Here is a 15,464-nt window from a genome sequence, read left to right on the forward strand (position 1 = left end):
GTGAGCGAAACAGCCTTGCCTAAAGATGAAGCTCAACCCGCACTTGATGCGCAGGTTGCACCGGCCCCCGCGCCGCGCCGTGGCAATGGCCTGGCAATCGTCGCCCTGCTGCTGGGCGCTGCCGGCGTTGCCGCCGGCGGTTGGGGGATCTGGCAGGTCCGCGCCCTGCAAGCCAGCAGCCAGCAACAGTTGGGTCAGGTGCAGACCCTCGATGAGCAATCCCAGTCCCTCAAGCAAAGCCAGCAACAATTGGCTGCGCGGCTGGCGCAATTGCCCGTCGCGGATGAGCTGGAGGAGCGTCGCCGCCTGGTGGCCCAATTGCAAGGCGATCAGCAGCGCCTGAGCCAGCGCCTGGAAACCGTGCTGGGTTCCAGCCGCAAGGACTGGCGTCTGGCCGAGGCCGAACACCTGATTCGCCTGGCAAGCCTGCGCCTGTCGGCCTTGCAAGATATCAACAGCGCCCTGGCGCTGGTCCAGGGGGCCGACGAGATTCTTCGCGAACAGAGCGATCCGGGCGCCTACGCTGCCCGTGAGCAATTGGCCAAGAGCCTCGTCGCGCTGCGCAGTACCGAGCAGCCTGACCGCACCGGGCTGTACTTGCAGTTGGCGGCCTTGCGCGATCAGGTTGTGCAATTGGCAGCCATTGCCCCGGAATATCAACTGACCGAGCCCGCCTCCCAGGGGCGCTCGACCATCGACACGGACAGCCGTTGGAGTCAGTGGTGGGAGCAGATTTCCCGATACTTCCGCATTGACTTCAACCCGGACGACAACATTCGCCCTCTGTTGGCCGGCCAGGGCCTGAACCAGGTTCGCCTGGCCTTGAGCCTGGCCCTGGAGCAAGCGCAATGGGCGGCGCTCAATGGCGAGTCGGCAGTGTATAGCCGCTCACTCGGCGAGGCGCGCAGCGTGTTGCAGAACAACTTCAACCAGGACAACCCGCAAAGCAAGGCGATGCTGGCGCGTATTGCCGAGCTTGAGCCCAAGGCGGTGTCGGTGGTGACGCCGGACCTGGCCGCAAGCCTGGCTGCCGTGCAGGCCTACCTTGAGCGTCGTCATCTGTCTGCCGACGAAGCCAAGGCGGCAGCGACGCCGGCGGCTCCATCGGCGAAGCAGGAGTAGAGCCGATGAAACGTTTCTATGTGATCCTGGTGCTGGCGATTGCCATCGCGCTGGCGCTGGCGGTGGGCATTTCGAAACACACCGGCTACGTGCTGATTACCTACCCTCATGTGCTGCATTACGAGTCGAGCCTGTGGGCGACCTTGGTGGCGGTGGTTGCCATTGGTTTGGCGATCTACCTGCTCCGCGTGCTGTTGAGCCTGGTCACCACCTCCGGTGGCGTGGTCAACCCCTGGTCGCGGCGCAACCGCAGCCGCCGCGTGCAGATCGCCATTGAGCAAGGCCAGATGGACCTCGCCGAGGGCCGTTGGGCCAGCGCTGAACGTCACCTGCACCGCGCCGCCGAAGCCGAGCGCCAGCCTTTGCTGTACTACCTCGGCGCGGCCCGTGCCGCAAATGAACAAGGGCGTTACGAAGAGTCCGACGGTTTGCTGGAGCGCGCGCTTGAGCGTCAGCCTCAGGCCGAGCTCGCGGTTGCCTTGAGCCATGCGCAGCTGCAACTGGACCGTGGCGACACGGACGGTGCGTTGACCACGCTGCAGGCGATGCACGAACGTCATCCCCATAACGCCCAGCTCTTGCGTCAATTGCAGCGCCTGCATCAGCAGCGGGGCGATTGGTCGTCGGTGATCCGCCTGTTGCCCGAACTGCGCAAGGACAAAGTGCTGCCAGCCAGTGAATTGGCCGAGCTTGAGCGCCGCGCCTGGGGTGAGAACCTGAGTCTGGCGGCCCGGCGCGAAGAGGAGGGTGAGGCCGGTTTGCAGTCCCTTGAGCGGGCCTGGCAGCAACTGACTTCCGCCCAGCGCCAGGAGCCGCAACTGGTTCTGGCGTACGCCGAGCAATTGCGCCAACTGGGTGCCGATGCGAAGGCCGAGGAAGCGCTGCGTGGCGCCATCAAGCGCGGCTACGACAGCCACCTGATCCGGCTGTACGGCCTTTTGCGCGGCAGTGACCCGGCCCGGCAATTGAAGTTTGCCGAAGGCTGGCTCAAGGACCATCCAAGTGATGCCAGCCTGCTGCTGACGCTGGGCCGCCTGTGCCTGCAAAACAGCCTGTGGGGCAAGGCGCGCGACTACCTGGAAAGCAGCCTTCAAGTACAACGCAATCCCGAGGCCTGTGCCGAGCTGGCGCGTTTGTTGGCCCAGCTGGGTGACACCGAACGCAGTAACCAGTTGTTCCAGGAAGGCCTGGGATTGCTGGATAACCGACTGCTGGCGTCGCCGTTGCCGGTACCGGCTCGAGCCTGATGTAGGCAAGTTGGCGAGGGTCGGTTCAGATATATCTGGCAGCCGACCCCGCATTAGGCCCTCAAAGCCGGGAGTTGAGCGATTGTAGGCAAAGTCTGACGCTCAGTTTTCCAAGGTCTTCCATCTTCTGGCGGAAAGTCCGTACCTTCTCGCGGAATTGTCTGCTCTGGCACGTATTGAAAGGGGTCAGGCCTTTCCTCTACCGTAGCGACCTATCTTTCGCGATGCGGATAAAGCATGTCTTTGGCCCCTTCACGCTCCTTGTTTTTCCTTGCGTTCCTGGCGGGTGCGCTGACATTGGGCGCGTCCTTTTACCTCGAGTTCGGCGTGTCGTTGCGGCCGTGTTTCCTTTGCCAGATGCAGCGGGGGTTCCTGGCCGCTGTCACCTTGATCAATCTGGTTGCCGCCCTCCATGATCCCAAGCGTGTGGCTCTGCACTTATACGGGCTGGCCAGCATCGGCTTCGCATTGCTCGGCGCCCTGACAGCCGTGCGCCAGGTGCTGCTACAAAATGCCGCGCCGGACCAGGCCGCCGATTGCTGGCCCAGCCTGCATTACATGATTGAAAACTTGTCGTTCTGGCAGGCCCTGCAATTGACCGTCAAAGGCACTGTCGATTGCGTGGAAACCAACTGGACGCTGTTTGACCTGAGCCCTCCCGAGTGGAGCCTGTTGTTCTTCGTCGGGATGTTGATAGTGGGCGTGATGCAGTTTTCACCGCTGTTTCTGCGCCAGCCTTCGCGCCCCGCGAGGCAGTGAACCCCGTGTTCAGTTTGCAGGGCGGGATTAAACACTTGTATGAACTTTGTGTCCTGCGTACCTTGAAGCCATAGGCATGCGGGCATAATCTGGCCCGCATGCGTTATTGAAACCATTTGTCAGATGCGGCCCTGTCCGGCTGCGGCTTTACCTTGAAGTGTTGCGCGGGCACCAGGCGGCAGCGCCCCCTATAGGGAAGAGAGATCATCATGCTGGAAAGTTGTCAGAATGCTCAGGAACGCTGGGGTGGGGTGCACAAGCTGATCGATAGCTGGCTGAAGGCGCGTCACGAACTGGTTCGGGCCTTTGATGCTCTCGGCGCCAAGCCAGAGGCACTGGCTGAGAATCGTGAGTCGTTACAGGATTTCTGCGGCGTATTGGTTGACTACGTGTCCGCCGGTCATTTTGGCGTCTACGAGCAACTGACCAAAGAGGCACAGGCCTTCGACGATCAGCGTGGCTTGGAATTGGCCGAGACGATTTACCCGCGTATCGACGTTATCACCGAGAAGCTGTTGGCGTTCACCGACCTGTGTGATGCCGGGAAATGTGTTGCAGAAAAATTCAAAGAGTTGGGCGCATTGCTGCACGAGCGTTTCGAACTGGAAGACTGCTTGATCGAAGTGCTGCACAACGCTCACAAGGAAGAGTCCGCGACCCAGGCTTGATCCTAGGTGACGTCACAAAAAAACGGTGCGCATGGCGCGCCGTTTTTTATGGTCAGTGGCGGATGCCGAGCAATTCGATCTCAAATACCAACGGTGTGTAGGGCGGGATCAACTCGCCGGCACCGTCGGTGCCATAAGCCTGGGCCGATGGAATCACCAGGCGCCATTTTGCACCGACCGGCATCTGTAGCAGCGCACTGCTCCAACCGCTGATCACGCTGTCCAGACGAAACCATTGGGGCTGCGCGCTCTGGTCAAATACCGTCCCATCGGGCAGCCGGCCCACATATTTCACTTGAACCTGGTCGCTGGCCTTCGGTTTTTCACCGGTGCCGGGAGTGAGTTCGGTGAGCAGAATCCCGTCCGCCAGTTCACGTACGCCCTTCGCGGCTTTTTCCTTGCTCAGGAACAGTTGTTCGGCCGCCAGCGCTTTTTCGCTTTGGGGGGCCTGTGTGTCGGCTTCGTTTCGTGCTTCATGCTGGGCAAGAATCTGCTCGATGCGTGCATTGTCCAAGGCCAGCGGTTTGCCCTGATAGGCTTGCTTGAGGCCGTCGATCAAGGCCTGGATCTGCAAGTCGGGCACTTCCTGGCGCAGGCGTTCACCGAGGCTGGCACCCAGGCTGTAGGCTAGGTCGTGCTGGTTCTGATCAACGTTTTTTGCAGACGATCCATCACTTGCATCGGCTATCGAAATCGCCAAGCCAAGTACAAGAAAAACGTAACGCGACATGGGTTTGCTCCCGCCGAAAGTGGGACGGATTATGCCAGTGTGAAAGGCTAAAAAGTGCCGCGTATTTTCGTTATATCCATAAGAATTTTCGCCGGCTGCAACGCAAGCCAAACGATACTGTCAACATGCCCTAGCGGCGGTAAGAGCAGAGGGCTAGTATGAGCCGCACCCACGTCAGCCAGGAGGTAAACCATGTCGGCCAAACAGAAGCCTGTTAATACCCCGTTGCACTTACTCCAACAACTTTCGGGCAGCCTGCTCGAACATCTGGAAAGCGCTTGTTCCCAAGCCTTGGCCGATGCAGAAAAACTGCTCGCCAAGCTGGAAAAACAACGCGGTAAAGCGCAAGAAAAGCTGCACAAATCGCGCACCAAACTGCAAGACGCCGCCACTGCCGGCAAGGCCAAGGCTCAAGCCAAAGCCAAGGACGCTGTCAAAGAACTCGAAGACCTGCTGGACGCCCTCAAGGATCGCCAGGCTGAAACCCGCGCCTACATTTCCCAACTCAAGAAAGACGCCCAGGAAAGCCTGAAATTGGCCCAGGGCATTGGCCGCGTTAAGGAAGCCGTAGCTAAGGCGCTGAGCACTCGTACGCCTGCCAAGGTTGTTGCAGAGAAGGCGCCTGCCAAAGCGGCCGCAAAACCTGTGGCCAAGCCAGTCGCTAAATCCCCTGCCGCGAAACTGGCTGCCAAGCCAGCGGTTAAAACTGCTGCCGCGAAGCCAGCCGCCAAGCCAGTTGCCAAAACCGCTGCTGCGAAACCGGCCGCCAAGTCAGTTGCTAAAACTGCTGCCGCGAAACCAGCCGCCAAGCCAGTTGCTAAAACTGCTGCCGCGAAACCAGCCATCAAGCCAGCGGCTAAAACTGCTGCCGCGAAACCGGCCGCCAAGCCAGCTGCTAAAACTGTTGCCGCGAAACCGGCCGCCAAGCCAGCTGCCAAAACCGCTGCTGCGAAACCGGCTGCCAAGCCAGCCGCTAAAACTCCTGCCGCGAAACCAGCCGCTAAGCCAGTTGCCAAACCTGCTGCCGCGAAACCAGCCGCCAAGCCAGCTGCCAAACCTGCTGCCGCGAAACCGGCCGCCAAGCCAGTTGCCAAACCTGCTGCTGCGAAGCCAACCGCCAAACCAGCCGCAGCCAAGCCGACGCCTGCTGTCGCTCCGGTAGCGTCCACCGCTCCAACTACACCGGCCAGCAGCACGCCTGCACCGGCAGCGCCAAGCGCCACCCCAACCAGCGCTTCCTAAGCGCTGGTGGCCGCGACGCGCAGCGCTTGCAGCGCGTCGTGGTCAAGGTTGGCGGCATCCTCAGCCGCCAGTCCTTCCAGCCACCGTTGCTGAGCCATTGCATCACCCGTCGGCCATAAGTGCGCCAGTGCTTCCAGGCGCGTCAGCAGCTGCCGTTCGGCATCCAGCTCCAGGGTCTTGACCCGCTCGCGTAATCCCGCCAGATTTTCATCGTGCTGCGCCGTTTCGCGCCACTGCCTGCGCACCTGTCGTAATGGCTCGATTACCTGCGCTTGCCAAGGTCCGGCGGTCTGTTTCAGCGCCTGTATACGCTCGGCGGTCACGGCAACAGCGCGTTGCTCCAACCACGCGCCGCAGAGCAACAGGCACACATCCGCACCTTGCTCCTGCAAACGCAGGCACGCCGCTTCGACGCCCGGGTGGGCGTAAGTCGAGAGGGAAAAGCTCCACAGGTCAGCGCACATATTCACACCCAAGCCAGCGGGCAACGAAGCTGGTAGACTCCGCCGCCATTATGATCCGACTTCAAAGCCTAACATTACAGCGTGGCCCGCAACGTCTTCTCGAAGACGCCGAGCTGACCCTGCACGCCGGTCACAAAGCCGGCCTGATCGGTGCCAATGGCGCCGGCAAATCCACATTGTTCGCCCTGTTGCTCGGTGAGCTGACCCCGGACTCTGGGGACTGCCTGCTGCCGGCCGACTGGCGCATCGCCCATATGCGCCAGGAGATCGACACCCTGGACCGCATTGCGATCGACTACGTGCTCGATGGCGACCTGCGCCTGCGCCAGGTGCAACACGACCTGGCCGAAGCCGAGAAAGCCCAGGACGGCGCCGCCCAGGCGCGCCTGCATTCGGAACTCGACAGCGCCGACGGCTACACCGCCGATGCCCGCGCCCGCAAGATGCTGGCCGGTCTTGGCTTTACCAACGAACAGATGGATCGCCCGGTCGCCGACTTCTCCGGTGGCTGGCGCATGCGCCTGAACCTGGCCCAGGCGCTGATGTGCCCGTCGGACCTGCTGCTGCTCGACGAACCAACCAACCACTTGGACCTCGATGCGATCCTGTGGCTGGAGGACTTCCTCAAGAACTACCAGGGTACCTTGCTGCTGATTTCCCACGACCGGGACTTCCTCGACGCCGTGGTCGACAACATCGCCCACGTCGAACAGAAGAAAATCACCCTCTACCGGGGCGGCTACACCGCGTTCGAACGCGCCCGTGCCGAGCGCCTGGCCCAGCAACAGCAGGCGTTCGAGAAGCAACAGGCGCAGCGTGCGCACATGGAAAGCTACATTGCCCGGTTCAAGGCCCAGGCCACCAAGGCCCGTCAGGCGCAGAGCCGAATCAAGGCCTTGGAGCGCATGGAAGAACTCTCGGCGGCCCACGTCGATTCGCCGTTCGACTTTGTTTTTCGCGAGTCGGTGAAGATCTCCAGCCCGTTGCTGGATCTCTCTGACGCACGCCTGGGTTATGGCGATAAAACCATCCTCGAAAAAGTGAAGCTGCAGCTCACGCCGGGCGCGCGCATCGGTTTGCTCGGGCCTAACGGCGCGGGCAAATCGACGCTGATCAAAAACCTGTCGGGTGAGCTGCAACCGTTGGCCGGCCGCCTGACGCGCGGCGAGAACCTGGTGGTGGGCTACTTCGCCCAGCATCAGTTGGACTCGCTCGACGCCAAGGCCAGCCCGTTGCTGCACCTGCAGCGCCTGGCACCGACCGAGCGCGAGCAGCCCCTGCGCGACTTTCTTGGAGGTTTCGACTTCCGTGGCGCGCGTATCGATGAGCCGGTGCTGAACTTCTCCGGCGGCGAAAAAGCCCGCCTGGCGTTGGCGTTGATCGCCTGGGACCGCCCGAACCTGCTGCTGCTCGATGAACCGACCAACCACCTGGACCTGGAAATGCGCCTGGCGCTGACCATGGCCCTGCAGGAGTTCAGCGGTGCGGTGCTGGTGGTGTCTCACGATCGTCACTTGCTCAAGAGCACCACCGATAATTTCCTGCTGGTGGCGGACGGCAAAGTCGAAGAGTTCGACGGCGATCTGGACGATTACGCACGCTGGCTGACGGATTACCGCCTACGCAACGCGCCGGCCAGCAACACCCCGGTCAACCCGGACAAAACCGACAAGAAAGCCCAGCGTCAGGCCGCCGCTGCACTGCGTCAGCAGTTGGCGCCGCACAAGCGTGAAGCGGACAAATTGGAAGCCGAGCTGGGCAAGGTGCATGAGCGCCTGGCCAGTATCGAAGCCAGCCTGGGCGACAGCGCCGTCTACGAAGCCGCCCGCAAGGACGAATTGCGCGACTTGCTGGCTGAGCAAGCCAGGCTCAAGGTGCGTGAGGGGCAATTGGAGGAAACCTGGATGGAAGCCCTCGAACTGCTCGAATCCTTGCAAGCGGAGCTGGAGGCGCTGTCTTGATGGAAGCGTTGCAGTTGGCGTTACCGGCACAGTGGGTCGAACCCGTATGGATCGGCGTGCAAATTCTGTTGATCCTGCTGGCCGGTTACCTCGCCCAGCGTTTTGTCGGCAAAGGCCTGACTCGCCTGGGTGAGCGCTATCCGTTCCCTCCGCAGCTGCTGATGCCGCTGCGCGGTGGCTTGCGCTGGTTGATCATGGGCAGTGCGCTGATCTTCGTCTTGGGCCGGCTGGGCGTTTCCGCGACGGTGTTGTGGACGGCATTGTCGGGGTTCGTGGCGGTCGCCGCCGTGGCGTTTTTCGCCATGTGGTCGGTGCTGTCGAACCTGTTGTGCGCAATCCTGATCTTTACGGTCGGGCCGTTTCGCCTCGGTGACATCGTCGAGCTGGTGGATACTGTCGATAAGCCAGGTGTGAAGGGGCGGGTCGTGGCGATCAACCTGCTCTACACCACGCTGGTCGAAGTGGCGGAAGCCGGCACCGACAGTGCGATGGTGCAAGTGCCCAACAGCCTGTTCTTTCAGCGCTCGGTGCGACGTTGGCCCGGCACCCACGTGTTCCCGGGTGACCGCTAGTATTCACATCTTGTAAAAAACTATAGCCAGTATTTGGTCGGCGGAGTTAGCTTAAGGCACAACAGCAAACTCCCGATTGAGGTGTGTAATGGCACTCGACACGTGGCTGGCCTTTTTCCTGGCCAGTTGGATCATCTCCCTTTCCCCCGGCGCCGGCGCCATCGCCTCGATGTCCAGCGGCCTGCAATACGGTTTCCTGCGCGGTTACTGGAACGCCATTGGCCTGCAGCTGGGCCTGGCGATGCAGATTGCGGTCGTTGCTTTCGGCTTGGGTGCAATCCTGGCGACGTCGTCCACTGCCTTCTATGCGATCAAATGGTTTGGCGTGGCGTACCTGGTTTACCTGGCCATCAAGCAGTGGCGCGCCTTGCCCATGGACATGACCGACGACGCTGCCGTGCGCCCGATTGGCAAGCCGATCGCCATGATGTTCCGGGGCTTTTTGGTCAACGCCAGCAACCCCAAGGCGCTGGTGTTCATGCTGGCGGTGTTGCCGCAGTTCGTGAACCCGCAGGCGCCGTTGCTGAGCCAGTACCTGATCATCGGTGCGACGATGATCAGCGTCGATATGGTGGTGATGGCGGGGTATACGGGGCTGGCGTCGAAGGTATTGCGCCTGCTGCGTACGCCTAAACAGCAGAAACGCATGAACCGTACGTTTGCCGGGTTGTTCGTGGGGGCGGCGGGGTTTCTTGCCAGCTTGCATCGCGCAACGGCATAACTGACAAAACCGCATCAAAGTGTGGGAGCTGGCTTGCCTGCGATGCAGGCACCTCGGTGTTTCTGAAACACCGTGGTGCCTGCATCGCAGGCAAGCCAGCTCCCACATTTGTTTTGTGGTGCTTGTGCAATAGCGGTTCAGCGCAAGATTTTCGGCGCTTCATCCCTTGGCAGGTTATTGCGCAACGGCGGCTGGCCCGGGTCTTGATACTCGCCGCCCAACTGCTCGGCCAACTGCCGCGCCACATCCTCACCCAGGGCTTTCGACACTTCCTTCACCACACGCGGCCGGTTCAGGCTCACGCGCACGTCACGGCTGTTCACCAGCTTGGTGTCCTGGCCTTCACCCATGGCGGTAAACGCCGAGGTGATCTCATAGGTGCGCGTATTGATCAGGCTGAAATCCGCCACCAGCGTCAGGCCCAGCACTGCCGAGTAGCTGTTGGTGTGGTCCAGGGCGTTGATGTCCTGGGTAAAGTCGATGTCTGACAGCGTGCCGAACAGCACATAGTCCGCCCCCTTGAAGTTGCCGGCCTTGATGCGCTTGATGACGTCGTAGACATCACCTTTGGCATCGGCGGTATAGGGCGTGCCTTGCACCAGCTGGAACTGGCGGGACTTGAGGATCTCGCCCTTGATATCACCGCTGAATTTACGCAGCTCGGTCTGTTCGATGTAGCTGTTACGGCTTTCGTACTCGCTGTAGGTCGACGCGCCGCTGGCGTGGTAGCCGCTTGCCTGGAAGTTATTGCTGGCCGAAACCTGGTGGATGTATTCCTCGACCCGTGCCTCGTAGGCCAGGTCGGTCACCGCGATCTTCGGGGCGGCCGAGGCGCCGAAGGCGCACAGCAGGCCGATCATGCCGATCCATGCACGCATTGTTCAGCGCTCCGTGGTCTTGCGGATTTCTTTTTCGTCCATCCATTCCGCCAGGCCGCTCTCGACGTCGATCAACTGCAGGCTGAATTTGTAGAACACGTCCTTGTAGTCCGAGCTGCGCTTGACGATGGAGCTGATGGAGCCTTCCAGGCGGTACTTGGCGGCGACCATGTTGCCGGTCTTGCTGACAGTGGACTTCTTGTAGAGCCCGCTCTGGTTCTGCAACTTGAGTTGGTCGACCTGGCTCTGCATGTCGGTGTTATCACTGGCGAAGCGTGCGGTACCCGTTTTCATAAGCTGGGTCTTGATCGATGTAGTGATCTCGCGGGTATCGATGTACTCGCTGGTCTTGTTCTTCACGTCATACACCTGCACCACCGGGCGGCCTTGCAGGATGCCGGACTGGGCCAGGGAGCGGGTCATGCTTTCGGCGATCATTTGCAGGTCGGTGGAGCCGAACTCGTTGGTGACCAGTTCCACAGCCTTGGTATCGCCGTAGCTGATGTTCTTGCCACCCAGGACCGGGGAGGTATTGGCGCAGCCGCTGGCCAGGACGACCACGGCGGCAAGGATCGTGAAGCGTGCAAACATGGGGAATTCTCTCAGCAGCAATAAGGAGGGACGGTTCAAGGGGTTTTCACTTCAAGACGGAAGTCGGCTGCCTGCGGCAGATTGGCAATCGCCGGCAGGAAGGTCGCCTGGTTGGCGTACAGGTTCAGCACTTTCCAGGTTTCTTCGTCGCCCACCGGAAAGCCGTCGGCACCCAGCCACGCAAAGCGGTAATACATCATCTGGTTGCTGCTGGTGATATTGCTCAACTGCACTTTGGCGGTCAGAAAGCCGTTTTCGCGCGCAACGCGGATGGCACCGACGGCGATGCCCTTGAACTTGCCCATCACCACGATTTTGCTCGCGGCGCTGCCGGGCTCCGGCGGCGGCGGGGTGGCGCAGCCGGCGAGCAGGACCAGCGCCAGGGCGCCGAGGATGAAATGACGCATAGCGTGCTCCTTAAGGTTGTTTGAGGGCGATGGCCTGGGTGGTTGTGCTCGGCACCACATGGGCGGCCAGGCCACCGGCGAATACCTGGTTGCCGACCACGCGCAGTGTAATGACTTGGTAGCGCTGGTCCGCCTTGACCGTGACCAGCGTGCCGCCGAAGGCGTTGGGCAGGCTGACCTGATGCTCGCCGTGCTTGAGGCGCAGGCGGGCCACTTGGGTCATGTCCGGCAGGGTGCGCCAGGTGCGGGTGTCGGCGCCTTCGGTGACGGCCGACGCGATACCCAGCACCAGGCCTGCCATGGGGTTGGTCTTGTTCAGGTTGTTCTGCGCCACGCCACGGGTAACCGCACGCACGGTCGTGCGCAGGATGATGCCCGGCATGTCATCGCGCAGGGCGCGGCGGGACATGGCCGTGGTGCTGTTGAGTGCGGTGAGGTTCTGTTGCTGGCCGTCGACACCGATCTGGGCAAAGGTCGCGGTAGAGGTATCGGCCTTGATCACCGGGAACGACAGCGGGGTAATTACCAGGTTGCCGTTGATCGGGATCGGCAGCGGCAGGCGAATCGAGTCGCGGGCTGGAGCCAGGCCGCTCTGCACTACGATCAGCACGTCGGTTTCGTCGGCACCGACCTTGGATTTGTCCAGGTTCAGCAGGGCCTGTTCCAGCAACGGGGTGTTGGGGCGCAACTCGGCAGCCTTGCGGTAGCCGGGTGCCGCAAGGTCTTTTTCGCCCAGGGCTTCGTAGACGAAACCGGCCAGGTAATGGCTGAACGCACTCTGGTAGCTGTTTTTCAGGCCGACCACTTCCGGCGCGTCCAGCGCTTGCACCGGGTAGCCGCGCAGGTCTTTCAGCTGGGTGGTCACGCCTTCGCGCTGGGCTTCATCTTCGCGCTTGAGGTATTCCTTGTCCCGCAGGTCGGCGATCACGGCTTCGCGCTCATGGGTCTTCTTGATTTCGGTGCGTGCGCCGTCGAAGTCGTTCAGGGCGAGCAGGTTGAGGGCCATCTGCGTGGTCAGCATGACTTTTTCGTAGTCGTAACCTTCGTAGCGGCGCACTTTGTCGTTGGTCAGGAAGCTGCCGAACTGGGCCAGGTACCTGGCGCTGTCGAACTTGACCGACTCTTCCCACTTGTAGACTTGCAGGTCAGCGCTGCGCCAGGCGGTCTGGCTGCCGGTCAAATCGCCCTTGGCACGCAGCAACTCGCCCTTTTCGAAAAAATAAAGCAGGTCCTTGTCGTCGCCGGTGTTGTTCTTTTCCAGTAGCGTCAGTGCGGCGTCGACATTGCCGGTGGCCAATTGCTGGTTGGTCGCCTGCAGTTCGGTGTCATAGCTGCGAAACATCGAACAGCCGGATAACAAGGTAATCGCCACAAGCGCAAGCGAAGGTAGGGCGCGAAATGCCATGCAGATGTCTTCCCTGAAAGTATCAATCATCGGAATTCCTTATAAAAACCAGGAATCTAATTCCCTTTTGCACTAACAGGGCGCGGCATTATAAGCACCATTAATGGCAAAACAGTGGCTTTTTGCAGCTTGAATTTACAAAGATGCCACCATCCCGCTCTTGAAAGTGCCTGCCTCAAATCACTTACGCCTTGAGTCAAACCCCTTAAGGTTTGACAATGTGTTACTTCGTATTTCCATTTGAGATTCGTTCATGATCGCCCCTTTCCGTTTTCTCGCCGGGCTGCTGCTGCCGGCGTTGATGTCGTGCAGCTTCAACCTGTCCGCCGCGACTGCCGAGGGCGCCCAACAAGCCTTGCATCTGCTGGATTACATTGGCGCTGACTATCCACAGACGGTGGAGGCGGGCAAGGTTATCGACGAATCCGAATACCGCGAACAGCTAGAGTTTCTCGGAGTGTTGCAGGGGCTGGTGGCAGAACTGCCACAGCGCCCGGAGCGCGCGGCCTTGACCAAAGGCGTCGATGAACTGTCAGCAGCTGTAACTGCGCATCAGAACGGCGCGGCGGTCGCTCGCCAAGCCCGTCAACTGGGTGCCCAACTGGCAGTGGCCTATGAGGTTAGCCAGGCCCCGGCGATCACGCCTGATCCAACGCGCGGCGCACCGCTCTACGCCCAGCACTGCTCGGTTTGCCACGGAGCATCGGGCGCGGGTGACGGCCCGGCCAGCGTTGGCATGACGCCAGCACCCGCCAACCTGCGCGACGCCGGGCGCCTGGACCGTCTGAGCCTCTACGCGATCTACAACACCCTTGGCCTGGGCGTCGAAGGCACCGATATGCCGTCCTTCGCCGACCAGCTCGACGACCGCCAACGCTGGGACCTGGCCACCTACATCGCCGGCTTCACCGCCGACCCGGCCGCCGCCCACAGCGAGCAGCCGTTCAATCTGGCCGAGCTGGCCCGCCAGACGCCTGATGAAGTGCTGGCCGCAAATGGCCCGGCTGCCGCGGCGACGTTCCGCGCCCAGCGCGCGCAACCGCCGCAGGTCAAGCGTGGCCCGGCGCAGTTGCTCGACTACACCGCCACCACACTGGACAAGAGCCTGGCCGCGTTCGAGAAGGGTGATCACGAACAGGCCTACGACCTGTCGGTGGCTGCCTACCTGGAAGGCTTCGAACTGGTGGAAAGCTCACTGGATAACGTCGACGCCAACGTGCGCAAGGACACTGAGAAGGCGCTGATGGCTTATCGACAGTCGTTGCAGGACGGTTTGCCGGTCGAGCAGGTGCAGCAACGCCTGGACGTGGCCAAGGGCAAGCTCAGCGAGTCCGCCGGCTTGCTGGGCAGCGACGGCCTGAGCTGGTCGTTGAGCTACATCTCCGGGTTGTTGATCCTGCTGCGTGAAGGTCTGGAAGCGATTCTTGTGTTGGCCGCGATCCTCGCGTTCCTACGCAACACCGGCCAGCAATCGGCGGTACGCAGCGTCAACGTGGGGTGGGGCCTGGCGCTGTTGGCCGGCCTGGCGACCTGGGCGTTGGCCGCGTATGTGATTGACGTAAGCGGCGCCCAGCGTGAGTTGCTTGAAGGCTGCACGGCACTGTTCGCCAGCGTGATGGTGCTGTGGCTTGGCGTATGGATGCACGACCGACGCCACGCAGCCGCCTGGCAGGATTACATCAAGAGCAGCCTGGTGGGCGGCGGCGGGCGTTTCGGCTTTGCGATGCTGGCGTTCTTCTCGGTCTATCGCGAGCTGTTTGAGGTGATCCTGTTCTACGAAACCCTGTGGCTGCAAGCCGGCCCGGCCGGGCACAACGCGGTACTGGCGGGTGGCGCCACGGCGCTGGTGCTGCTGGTGGGCCTGGCGTGGGTGATCCTGCGCGGTTCGGCGAAGCTGCCGTTGGCGCTGTTTTTCGGGATCAACGCGGCACTGCTGTGTGCGCTGTCAGTGGTATTTGCCGGGCATGGCGTGAAGGCATTGCAGGAAGCGGGCATCTTCGGCACGCGGCCGGTGGCCTTCTTTGACTTCGACTGGCTGGGCATCCACGCCGATGCGTACTCCTTGAGTGCGCAAGCGGTGGCGATCCTGGCGATTGTGGTGCTGTATGGCCGTAGTCGGTTGGCCGAGAAACGCCGCGCTGTTGCCTGAGCGTGTGGGAGCGGGCTTATGGAGAGCTGAAAATGCGCGTGTGGATCGATGCAGACGCCTGCCCGCGGGCGGCCAAGGACCAGGTGGTGAAGTTTGCCCTCAAGCGCCAGTTCGAAGTGGTGCTGGTGGCCGGGCAAAGCCAGATCAAGCCGAGTTTTTCGTGTGTGAAGCTGATCGTGGTGCCGAGCGGCCCGGATGCGGCGGATGATTACCTGGTGGAGCACGCAGTGCCCGGCGAGCTGGTGATCTGCAGCGATGTGCCCCTGGCCGACCGTTTGGTGAAAAAGGGCGTCACGGCGCTTGACCCGCGCGGCAAAGAGTTCAGCCCGGCGAACATGAGTGAACGGCTGGCGGTGCGTAACCTGTTTACTGACCTGCGTGAGCAAGGCCAGATGGGCGGCGGGCCACCGCCCCATGGTGAGAAGGACAAGCAGGCGTTTGCCAACGCGTTGGACCGCATTCTCACTCGATTGATACGCCAGGGCTGAACGGGGGCGGCTTCGCCACCCAACGCGGGCGGTGCGACGATTCGACAAGCCCGCTCGCCA

Annotated in this window: 16 protein-coding genes; 10 read left to right on the forward strand and 6 right to left on the reverse strand. The window is 61.6% G+C overall.

The genetic code is table 11. The features are described 5' to 3' along the window. The 4 genes from H0Z09_RS01530 (at position 1) to H0Z09_RS01545 (ending at position 3,796) form a co-directional block, all read left to right on the forward strand. Positions 1-1,122 (forward strand): uroporphyrinogen-III C-methyltransferase, encoded by a 1,122-nt coding sequence (locus tag H0Z09_RS01530; protein ID WP_186686451.1) that lies wholly within the window; start codon positions 1-3, stop codon positions 1,120-1,122. Between the two features lie 5 nt (positions 1,123-1,127). Then, on the forward strand, positions 1,128-2,369 hold the full coding sequence (locus tag H0Z09_RS01535) for a heme biosynthesis protein HemY (protein WP_186686453.1): 1,242 nt from the start codon (positions 1,128-1,130) through the stop codon (positions 2,367-2,369). Positions 2,370-2,606: 237 nt separating this feature from the next. Continuing rightward, positions 2,607-3,128, forward strand: coding sequence for a disulfide bond formation protein B (locus H0Z09_RS01540; protein WP_186686455.1), 522 nt, complete (start codon positions 2,607-2,609; stop codon positions 3,126-3,128). 209 nt (positions 3,129-3,337) lie between these two features. Then, the gene (locus tag H0Z09_RS01545) at positions 3,338-3,796 is read left to right on the forward strand and encodes an Rsd/AlgQ family anti-sigma factor (protein ID WP_076951995.1); all 459 of its coding nucleotides are present in this window, start codon (positions 3,338-3,340) and stop codon (positions 3,794-3,796) included. A 52-nt stretch (positions 3,797-3,848) separates the two neighbouring features. Here H0Z09_RS01545 and H0Z09_RS01550 read toward each other — a convergent pair whose 3' ends face one another. Next, positions 3,849-4,526 (reverse strand): FKBP-type peptidyl-prolyl cis-trans isomerase, encoded by a 678-nt coding sequence (locus tag H0Z09_RS01550; RefSeq protein WP_186686459.1) that lies wholly within the window; start codon positions 4,524-4,526, stop codon positions 3,849-3,851. Positions 4,527-4,718: 192 nt separating this feature from the next. On the opposite strand from H0Z09_RS01550, the gene H0Z09_RS01555 reads away from it, so the two are divergent. Continuing rightward, positions 4,719-5,768, forward strand: a complete 1,050-nt coding sequence (locus H0Z09_RS01555) for an AlgP family protein (RefSeq protein WP_186686462.1) — start codon at positions 4,719-4,721, stop codon at positions 5,766-5,768. Here H0Z09_RS01555 and H0Z09_RS01560 read toward each other — a convergent pair. Further along, positions 5,765-6,232 carry a TIGR02444 family protein gene (locus H0Z09_RS01560; RefSeq protein ID WP_186686465.1) on the reverse strand — a complete coding sequence of 156 codons (468 nt, stop codon included), beginning with the start codon at positions 6,230-6,232 and terminating at the stop codon, positions 5,765-5,767. The genes H0Z09_RS01555 and H0Z09_RS01560 overlap by 4 nt on opposite strands. Before the next feature lie 50 nt (positions 6,233-6,282). Here H0Z09_RS01560 and H0Z09_RS01565 point away from each other — a divergent pair, with 50 nt between their 5' ends. From H0Z09_RS01565 to H0Z09_RS01575, 3 genes are all read left to right on the forward strand, one after another. Continuing rightward, entirely contained in the window at positions 6,283-8,193 is a 1,911-nt protein-coding gene (locus H0Z09_RS01565) for an ATP-binding cassette domain-containing protein (RefSeq protein WP_076951991.1), read from the forward strand. Then, positions 8,193-8,765 carry a mechanosensitive ion channel family protein gene (locus H0Z09_RS01570; protein WP_076951990.1) on the forward strand — a complete coding sequence of 191 codons (573 nt, stop codon included), beginning with the start codon at positions 8,193-8,195 and terminating at the stop codon, positions 8,763-8,765. Before H0Z09_RS01565 ends, H0Z09_RS01570 begins: the two co-directional genes overlap by 1 nt. An 88-nt stretch (positions 8,766-8,853) precedes the next feature. Beyond that, a complete protein-coding gene (locus H0Z09_RS01575; RefSeq protein WP_076951989.1) occupies positions 8,854-9,486 on the forward strand; it encodes a LysE family transporter in 633 nt (210 codons plus the stop codon). A 137-nt stretch (positions 9,487-9,623) separates the two neighbouring features. Here H0Z09_RS01575 and H0Z09_RS01580 read toward each other — a convergent pair whose 3' ends face one another. From H0Z09_RS01580 to H0Z09_RS01595, 4 genes are read right to left on the reverse strand one after another with little or no spacing between them, the layout of a single operon-like run. Continuing rightward, complete coding sequence (locus H0Z09_RS01580; protein ID WP_186686468.1) at positions 9,624-10,364, reverse strand: penicillin-binding protein activator LpoB; 741 nt, start codon at positions 10,362-10,364, stop codon at positions 9,624-9,626. Positions 10,365-10,367: 3 nt separating this feature from the next. Further along, on the reverse strand, positions 10,368-10,955 hold the full coding sequence (gene lpoB, locus H0Z09_RS01585; protein WP_076951987.1) for a penicillin-binding protein activator LpoB: 588 nt from the start codon (positions 10,953-10,955) through the stop codon (positions 10,368-10,370). A gap of 35 nt (positions 10,956-10,990) precedes the next feature. After that, positions 10,991-11,362: a YcfL family protein gene (locus H0Z09_RS01590; protein ID WP_008439304.1), complete on the reverse strand. Its 372-nt coding sequence runs from the start codon at positions 11,360-11,362 to the stop codon at positions 10,991-10,993. Between the two features lie 10 nt (positions 11,363-11,372). Then, positions 11,373-12,767 (reverse strand): hypothetical protein, encoded by a 1,395-nt coding sequence (locus tag H0Z09_RS01595; protein WP_186686982.1) that lies wholly within the window; start codon positions 12,765-12,767, stop codon positions 11,373-11,375. Positions 12,768-13,020: 253 nt separating this feature from the next. Here H0Z09_RS01595 and H0Z09_RS01600 point away from each other — a divergent pair, with 253 nt between their 5' ends. Both H0Z09_RS01600 and H0Z09_RS01605 read left to right on the forward strand, forming a co-directional pair. Further along, positions 13,021-14,916: an FTR1 family protein gene (locus H0Z09_RS01600; protein ID WP_186686471.1), complete on the forward strand. Its 1,896-nt coding sequence runs from the start codon at positions 13,021-13,023 to the stop codon at positions 14,914-14,916. A 32-nt stretch (positions 14,917-14,948) separates the two neighbouring features. Next, a complete protein-coding gene (locus H0Z09_RS01605) occupies positions 14,949-15,404 on the forward strand; it encodes a YaiI/YqxD family protein (RefSeq protein ID WP_186686474.1) in 456 nt (151 codons plus the stop codon). The last annotated feature ends 60 nt before the right edge of the window (positions 15,405-15,464 follow it).

Source organism: Pseudomonas sp. SWRI18 (assembly GCF_014268345.1).
GTDB classification, from domain to species: Bacteria; Pseudomonadota; Gammaproteobacteria; order Pseudomonadales; family Pseudomonadaceae; genus Aquipseudomonas; species Aquipseudomonas cedrina.

Coding starts and splice junctions, on each gene's coding strand:
- H0Z09_RS01550 (WP_186686459.1), bottom strand. CDS start 4,526: ATGTCGCGTTACGTTTTTCTTGTACTTGGCTTGGCGATTTCGATAGCC.
- H0Z09_RS01560 (WP_186686465.1), bottom strand. CDS start 6,232: ATGTGCGCTGACCTGTGGAGCTTTTCCCTCTCGACTTACGCCCACCCG.
- H0Z09_RS01580 (WP_186686468.1), bottom strand. CDS start 10,364: ATGCGTGCATGGATCGGCATGATCGGCCTGCTGTGCGCCTTCGGCGCC.
- H0Z09_RS01545 (WP_076951995.1), top strand. CDS start 3,338: ATGCTGGAAAGTTGTCAGAATGCTCAGGAACGCTGGGGTGGGGTGCAC.
- H0Z09_RS01575 (WP_076951989.1), top strand. CDS start 8,854: ATGGCACTCGACACGTGGCTGGCCTTTTTCCTGGCCAGTTGGATCATC.
- H0Z09_RS01535 (WP_186686453.1), top strand. CDS start 1,128: ATGAAACGTTTCTATGTGATCCTGGTGCTGGCGATTGCCATCGCGCTG.
- lpoB (WP_076951987.1), bottom strand. CDS start 10,955: ATGTTTGCACGCTTCACGATCCTTGCCGCCGTGGTCGTCCTGGCCAGC.
- H0Z09_RS01570 (WP_076951990.1), top strand. CDS start 8,193: ATGGAAGCGTTGCAGTTGGCGTTACCGGCACAGTGGGTCGAACCCGTA.
- H0Z09_RS01555 (WP_186686462.1), top strand. CDS start 4,719: ATGTCGGCCAAACAGAAGCCTGTTAATACCCCGTTGCACTTACTCCAA.
- H0Z09_RS01600 (WP_186686471.1), top strand. CDS start 13,021: ATGATCGCCCCTTTCCGTTTTCTCGCCGGGCTGCTGCTGCCGGCGTTG.
- H0Z09_RS01590 (WP_008439304.1), bottom strand. CDS start 11,362: ATGCGTCATTTCATCCTCGGCGCCCTGGCGCTGGTCCTGCTCGCCGGC.
- H0Z09_RS01595 (WP_186686982.1), bottom strand. CDS start 12,767: ATGGCATTTCGCGCCCTACCTTCGCTTGCGCTTGTGGCGATTACCTTG.
- H0Z09_RS01565 (WP_076951991.1), top strand. CDS start 6,283: ATGATCCGACTTCAAAGCCTAACATTACAGCGTGGCCCGCAACGTCTT.
- H0Z09_RS01605 (WP_186686474.1), top strand. CDS start 14,949: ATGCGCGTGTGGATCGATGCAGACGCCTGCCCGCGGGCGGCCAAGGAC.
- H0Z09_RS01540 (WP_186686455.1), top strand. CDS start 2,607: ATGTCTTTGGCCCCTTCACGCTCCTTGTTTTTCCTTGCGTTCCTGGCG.